Source organism: SAR202 cluster bacterium (assembly GCA_016872355.1).
Lineage (GTDB): Bacteria > Chloroflexota > Dehalococcoidia > Lucifugimonadales > VGZY01 > VGZY01.
Map to the genome: position 1 here is coordinate 1 of VGZY01000105.1, position 6,825 is coordinate 6,825.

Sequence of the window (6,825 nt, forward strand, 5' to 3'; positions counted from 1 at the left end):
TCATCCGCAGGATGACGGACGAGATCGCCAAAAAGCGCGGCAGGCCCTTCTACGTCGCTATCCGAGTCGCCGCCAGTCTGGAGGCCTGCAGGCGGATCGGCTACGACATTGAGACGTGGGCGAAAGAGGGGTTGTGCGACATCATAATCGGCGGAGGTAACTCCGGCACGGATCCCGACTTCGAGATCGATAAGCTCCGCGATCTGACCAAGGGGACCAACATCCGGCTCTACCCGTGCTGGGACTTCGACAGCCGCCAGGAGACAAAGCGGCTTATCGGCCACAAGGCGTGGCGCGACAGGTGGTTCGCCGGCCTTTCGCAGGAGTTCTGGGGCCGCGGGGCCGACGGCATGTACATCTTCAACTGGCACGCCAACGCCACCATGCGCCGCGAGTCGCTGTCTTCCATCGGCTCGCCGGACACGCTAAAGACGAAGGACAAGGCATACACCGCCATTCACCGGGCGGTCAATCCCAAGGGCGGCCTGCGCGACGACGCCGAGCGCGACGACCGCATCTACGGCGAGGTGCCGGTCCAGCTCCACCGCACCCTCACCGGCGATGGGCCCACCTTCCACATAGGCATACACGATGATGTCGCCGCCGCGTCCAATGCCGGCACACTCAAGAGCGCGCGCTTGCTCATCCAGCTAGAGCACTTCGCCCCCTGGAAAGACAAAGTGGCGGTGACCCTGGACGGCAAAGCGCTCGGCGCGCCTCGCATAACTAACGTTGCCGCCGAAGACCCCAACTACCCATCCGACGTTGACGAGAACTCATGGCTCATATGGGACCTCACACCCGCCCAGGCGAAGAAGGGCCCCCACGAGGTCAAGGTGGTGCTTGTGGACCGCGACCCGCGCATCAAGCCGCCCCTCGTAGTCGGCAACGTCGAATTCTGGATCGAGTACAAATAGCCGTATTCCTCGTTCAGCGGCGGCTGCGCCACCCAGCGGCCGCCGCCAGATCAGTTCCGCGGCCAGGCGGGCATGCATAACCGAATTCGGCAACCATCGTAGGGGCGCACAGCAGTGCCCCCATTGCCTGCCAACCTTAACGGTTGCTGGAGCCGGGAGAGGGTGCATATCGGTGCGCCCATACGTTAGCGATGGAAAGAGCTCTGATAGGCAACGCGCATGCACGCCGCGGGCGCTTTGGTTGGCCGGCATTGCGGCTATCCCCCCGTAGAGACGCCCCAGCGGGGCGTCTCTACGGGGGGATAGCCGCAATCAGCCTTTTCAGATGCTCCACGTTCGTCCGCATGGCGCTCCCGGGCTTGCCGTCAGGCGCGCTGTAATGCGTCGCCACCGACAGCACGGCGTGCGGGGCGTGGGCGCGCAACTGCCGCAGGATGGAGGGGTAGTCCACGTCGCCTTCGCCGATGGCGCAGTAATCGAACTTGTTGCGGGTCCCGTCCACGACGCGCAGGTCCTTGAGGTGCAGGGAGTGCAGGTAGGGCAGGGCGTTGCGGAAACCGGCCTCGGCCACATCCGCCTCCCCGCAGTTCACGCTGTCCGCAGGGTTCCACATCAACTTCAGTCGCGGCGAGGCGATGCGCTCCTCCAACCGCTCGAAGTTTCCCGTGGTGTTCGCATAGTTCCAGGACAACTGCAGGACAACCACATCCACCTCATGCTCGTCCGCGGCTTGCATAACCGGCGCGAACGCAGCGGCCAGTCGCTCCATCTCGCCTTCGGAGATGATTCCCCCTCGCGTGGCCCATCGCATCGGCCACGTCGGCTTCCCCGCCGTGTACTCTCCAGGCCAGGCGAAGCTGAACACGCAAACTGCCGGCACGCCCAGCCGCCTCGCGGCCTCCATCGCCCTCACAACGTCTTCGTAGTCGCGCCGATACGCGGAGTTGTCCATGACCCTCGAGGGGTCAATGTCGATCGCATGCACCGACTTGAATGCGCTCGCGGCCCTTGCGACCAGCAGCTTGAGGCTTGCGCGTTCCAGTGACTCACCGATCGCATCCACCTCTGTACCCGACATTTGCGGCAGGCTCTTCTTGCCGGGGCCGTCGTGGAACCACACGTACTCCGCTCCGAGACTCCTCGCAGCCGCGATTGCATCGCCGAAGGGCATTTTCAGCTCATCCAGGAGCATGACGAGGGGCAACACCGGTCCTGTCATGATCGCGGCTCCCCTTCCACTTTTCCTATTAGCCGCCGCACGAACTCCATATTCGTTCGCATGGCGGTCTCCGGACGGCCGTCGGGCGAGGCGAAGTGAGTGGCCAGTGAAATCACGGCCTCCGGGCAGTGCTCCCGCACCTGCCGCAGCACCGTCTCGAAGTCAACGTCGCCCTCCTCCAGCGGGCAATACCGGTATTTGCCGCGAGGCCCGTCCACCACTTGCACGCCCTTCAAATGCACGGAGTGAACGTTAGGGACAATCGACTCGAAGCCGCGCACCAGCACGTCCGCCTCGCCGCTGTTGACGCTGTCCGCGGGGTTGTACATCATCTTCAGGCGCTTCGAGCCCACACGCTCAGCAACCCGCCGGAAATTGCCCGTGGTGTTCGTGTAGTTCCACGACATCTGGAACACCACCACCACATCCAGGTCGCTCGTCTCCGCAAGCTCACAGACACGGGAGAACGCTTCGTAGAGCTTTTCCATGTCCGCGTCCGAGATAACCCCGCCCCTTGTCGCCCACCTCATCGGCCAGGTCGCCTTGCCTGCGGCCTCGCCCGGCCAGTGGAACCCGAAGGTGCAAATCGCCCCGGCCCCGATTTTTTTCGCCACTCCGGCGGAGGCTTTGATGGAGTCAAAGTCGCGCCGGAAGGCTTCGTTTTTCTCCAGGGGGCCGGCATAGAGGCCGGCCAGCTCCGTTGCCGACAAGGCGTTGCCGGCCCGCACAAACAGGGGCTTCAGGCCGTTGCGGGCCATTGCGTCACCCATTGCCACAATCTCAGCGGGGGCCAGCGCTGTGATGGGCTTGCCCACCGGGCGGTCGCCCCACCAGACGTACTCCGCGCCGATGTCGCGCGCCAGCGGCAGCGCCTCGCGGAACGGCATTCCGAGCTCGTCCAGGTACATACCAATCTTGAATTTCATTGCCGGGTCCTCTTGCTTTCAGATCGGGCGGCTTCGGGCAGTATACATCCCATCCGCCCGCACGAAAACGCTATCAAGTCGCTATAATAGGGGGCGTTTTGCGGGCATATGCCACCAAGGCCTCAAGGCCAACCCAAGGAGACCCCATTTGAGACGCCAGCGGACTATCTACCACAACGATGCTCGGCACTACTACCTGTACGTCCACGACTCCCCGATACGGATGGAGGACGCGTGGAAGCCGGTCGACGAGGTCGTCGGTACGGCGGTCGATACTTTCAGCTACTGCGTTGAGCGCGGCGACGGCATCTTCTACCCGTCGAAGCGCGGCATGCTCTGGGGCTCCGACAAGCGCCCCTTCAAGTCCGCCACATGGTGGAACGCGTACGAGAGCATGAAGGGCCTGATCGACAAGGGTATCGACCCCCTCAAGCTGCTCGTGGGCCGAGCGCACTCTAAAAAGCTCGACTTCTTTGCGGACCTTCGCCTGGCGAGCTACGGCGGGATGCCGAACGAGTTCAAGATACCTGAGGGCGGCAAGGGCTGGGGCCACAAGGAAGTCCGCGACCACCAGATGCTCATTGTAAAGGAGCTCGTCAACGACTACGATATCGACGGGCTGGAGCTGGACTTCCCTGGCTTCTTCCAGAAGCTGAACGAGTACTTCCGGCCTGAGGAAGTCAAGCAGAATATCCCCGTCATGACCGAGTGGGTCAGGCAGGCCGTCAAGGTCGCCCGCGCAAAGAAGGGCCGCCCGGTCACTGTGGGCGCGAGAATATTCCCGTCCGAAGAGACCAACCTGCGCTACGGACTGGACGTACGCACCTGGATCAAGGAAGGGCTTGTCGACTTCGTCATCCCGATGATGTTCTTTGACCTGAACATGGACTCCGATATGCCGCTGGAGTGGGTCGTGAAGCTGGCGCACGAGCATGACTGCGCCGTCTACGGCTTCATGATGCCCTTCGTGCGCGAAGACGATACTATTCTCGACGACCGCATGATGATGCGTTGGGTATACGCGGACACGAAGGTCGTGCGAGGCACGATGGCGAACCTGTGGGACAAGGGCGTGGACGGGCTGTACACCTGGTTCTGGAAGTGGCCGTTCAGCGAGCAGGAGCGCAGCATCCTGACCGAGCTGGGCGACAGGGACCTTGTGCGCCTGCAGACGAAGCGGTACCCTCTCCGCCGCAAGAGCAAGCTCGGCCCTGGCCTGGGCTACGACGCGCCCACTCCGGTCGTTATTCCGCAGGCGGACAAGAGCAAGAAGTACAGCATTCCGTTCTACATATCCGACGACATCAAAGGCGACGCCGACCACATTCGGAACGTCATCCTGAAGATTCACATCAGCGAGTCGGTGACGCAGGACCGAACACCCATCTGGCTCAATGGCCAGTCGATTGAGCACGAAAAGTGCCTGCGCGGCTATGCCAGGCTTGACGCCACCCGCGACCAGTTGCTCGAGTTCTACCTGGAGAAGGTGCGGCCGGTGAAGGGCAAGAACACCCTCGAGATTGCTCTCGAGTCCCGCCCGCCGGGCCTCATCGGCGGCGTAACGGTTGAGGAGGTCGAGGTAATCGTAGAGTACGGCCCTCACCCCAACGGCCTGTTTGCGACCGTGAAGTAAGGGAGCGGCCATCTGACCCCTTGCTCTCGTTTCCCCTCCGGGGTACAGGGTACGGGAACAGCCGACAGCCGTAGCCCTGACCCTACGGTTAAGGCCCCGTAGGCCTCTCCCTCGGATAGAGGAGGGAACCAGCAGCCACCTAACCCCTGCCTCCCGATTCGAGGACACATCGGGATCTAGCAACCTTTCCTCAGAGGGAGGGGTTCTGAAGCCGAGCCGAGAGCCACCTAACCCCTACTCATTCCCTGGGAGGGAAGGGGTTCAGTGGCAGGCGGATATGCCGCCTGCACGGGAGTCTGAGGGTGTAGCCCTCAGTGGGGTTCGGGGCGAAGCCCCGCACCGGGGTCTGGGGCGGAGCCCCAGCGTACTATTCCCCCTCTCTCCGTGCACGGAGAGAGGGGGCTAGGGGGAGAGAGGTCGGTGCGGGGCCCGGCCCTGCGTGCATCGTCGCTTATCACAACTATTCTTAACCAGCAGGAGGCCCGCCCATGCGGCAGCGACGCACCATCTACCACAACGATGCGCGCCACACCTACCTGTGGCTCTTCGAGCCGCCCATGGACATGCAGGACGCCTGGATGCCCATCGACGAGATTGCCGGCACGTCCGTGGACACGTTCAGCTACTGCGTGTCCCGGACGGACGGCGTCTTCTACAACACGTCGGTGGACACCCTCTTCGGCTCCGGCAAGAGCCCTCACCAGCACCATATCGAGTGGCGCGCCTACGAGTGCATGATGAGCCTCATCCGGCAAGGGCTGGACCCCATGAAGGTGCTCATCGAGCGCGCCCACGAAAAGGGCATGGACTTCATTACCGACCTCCGCCTGGGCACGTACCCCAAGATCAGCCCGGGAGTGTCCGAGAAGGACGGCGGGATAGGCTTCCTGCACCCGGAGCTGCGCGGCCACCAGTTCAACGTTCTCAAGGAGCTCGCGTACGAGTACGACATTCAGGGCGTGGAGCTGGACTTCTCCGCGCCGCCGCATGGCAGCCCTTACCTGTTCCGAGCCGAGGACGCGGACCAGGGCCGCCCGGCCCTGACAGAGTGGCTCAGGCGTGTGGCGGACATGGTCCACCACCGCCCCGGCGGCCCCGGCCTCGTCGGCGCCCGCATCTACCCCACGGAGCAGGGCAACTCGAAGCGCGGCTACGACGTCCCCACCTGGATACGCGAAGGCCTCGTGGACTTCGTCGTACCCGTCATGTACTCCTACGACTGCCTCGATCCCAACCTGCCGTTCGATTGGGTTGTAGACCTGGCGCACAAATCGGACGTTTCGGTGTATGGGTTCCTGCAGCACTACGTACGCAGTGAGCTCACCGGAGCACGTATGAGGGAGTTCGCGAACCCTGAGCATTTTCGCGCTGCTGCAGCCAACTACTGGGACAAGGGCGTGGACGGCCTGTACACCTGGATGATGGACTGGCCGCTGGGGGAGACGGAACGAGGCATGCTTACGGAGATGAGCGACCCGGACCTCGTACTGGACCGCAAGAAACACTACGTAATGGCCCGCCGCACCGAGCTATCCACCACCCTCGACTACGTACATTATCTGCCCTTAGAGATGCAGCCGAACCCAGCGACTTTCCATAAGATTCCGTTCTACATCGCCGATGACATAGAGGGGTCGGAGGGCCGGATAAGCCAGGTGGTGTTGCGCCTGTACTGGAACACCTCAGTGGCCGGCGACCGGTTTACCGTATGCCTGAATGGAGAGTCGCTTGAGAATGAGACCTGCGTGCGCGTGAGGAAGCCGAAGGGCTACGATGCCTTCCCGCACTCCAATCCGCGCAACTTCTGGATGGAGTTCCACTTGAGAGACGTGAGGCCGGTGCATGGTGAGAACCTGCTCGAGATTTCTTTCGAAGGGCGCCCGGACAACCTGGCAGGGAAGGCGACGCTCGAGGAGTTTGAGGTGATTGTCGACTACAGCTCGTACGGCAGCGGCCTCTAGTTAATGTATTTTTTGGCAGATTGGGACGCTGCGATTTTGAAGATGTCAATGCTCAATGACTTTGTCAGTCTTACTGCTCAGTGATTTTGTCAGTACGACTGGTTTTGGTTGAATCAGTCTCGATCTCCAAGGGTGATCTGGAGCCGGCTTTCGATCCTTGGGCGAGGAG

Annotated in this window: 4 protein-coding genes; 2 read left to right on the forward strand and 2 right to left on the reverse strand. The window is 62.4% G+C overall.

All coding sequences use genetic code 11. The features are described 5' to 3' along the window. Positions 1–1,209: 1,209 nt before the first annotated feature. Positions 1,210–2,136, reverse strand: coding sequence for a sugar phosphate isomerase/epimerase (locus FJ319_14105; GenBank protein MBM3935398.1), 927 nt, complete (start codon positions 2,134–2,136; stop codon positions 1,210–1,212). Further along, entirely contained in the window at positions 2,133–3,062 is a 930-nt protein-coding gene (locus FJ319_14110) for a sugar phosphate isomerase/epimerase (GenBank protein MBM3935399.1), read from the reverse strand. The genes FJ319_14105 and FJ319_14110 overlap by 4 nt, the downstream gene beginning before the upstream one ends. Before the next feature lie 148 nt (positions 3,063–3,210). Here FJ319_14110 and FJ319_14115 point away from each other — a divergent pair, with 148 nt between their 5' ends. Then, positions 3,211–4,695 carry a hypothetical protein gene (locus FJ319_14115; GenBank protein MBM3935400.1) on the forward strand — a complete coding sequence of 495 codons (1,485 nt, stop codon included), beginning with the start codon at positions 3,211–3,213 and terminating at the stop codon, positions 4,693–4,695. Positions 4,696–5,183: 488 nt separating this feature from the next. Continuing rightward, on the forward strand, positions 5,184–6,656 hold the full coding sequence (locus FJ319_14120; protein MBM3935401.1) for a hypothetical protein: 1,473 nt from the start codon (positions 5,184–5,186) through the stop codon (positions 6,654–6,656). Positions 6,657–6,825: the final 169 nt, after the last annotated feature.

Coding starts and splice junctions, on each gene's coding strand:
- FJ319_14105 (MBM3935398.1), bottom strand. CDS start 2,136: ATGACAGGACCGGTGTTGCCCCTCGTCATGCTCCTGGATGAGCTGAAA.
- FJ319_14110 (MBM3935399.1), bottom strand. CDS start 3,062: ATGAAATTCAAGATTGGTATGTACCTGGACGAGCTCGGAATGCCGTTC.
- FJ319_14120 (MBM3935401.1), top strand. CDS start 5,184: ATGCGGCAGCGACGCACCATCTACCACAACGATGCGCGCCACACCTAC.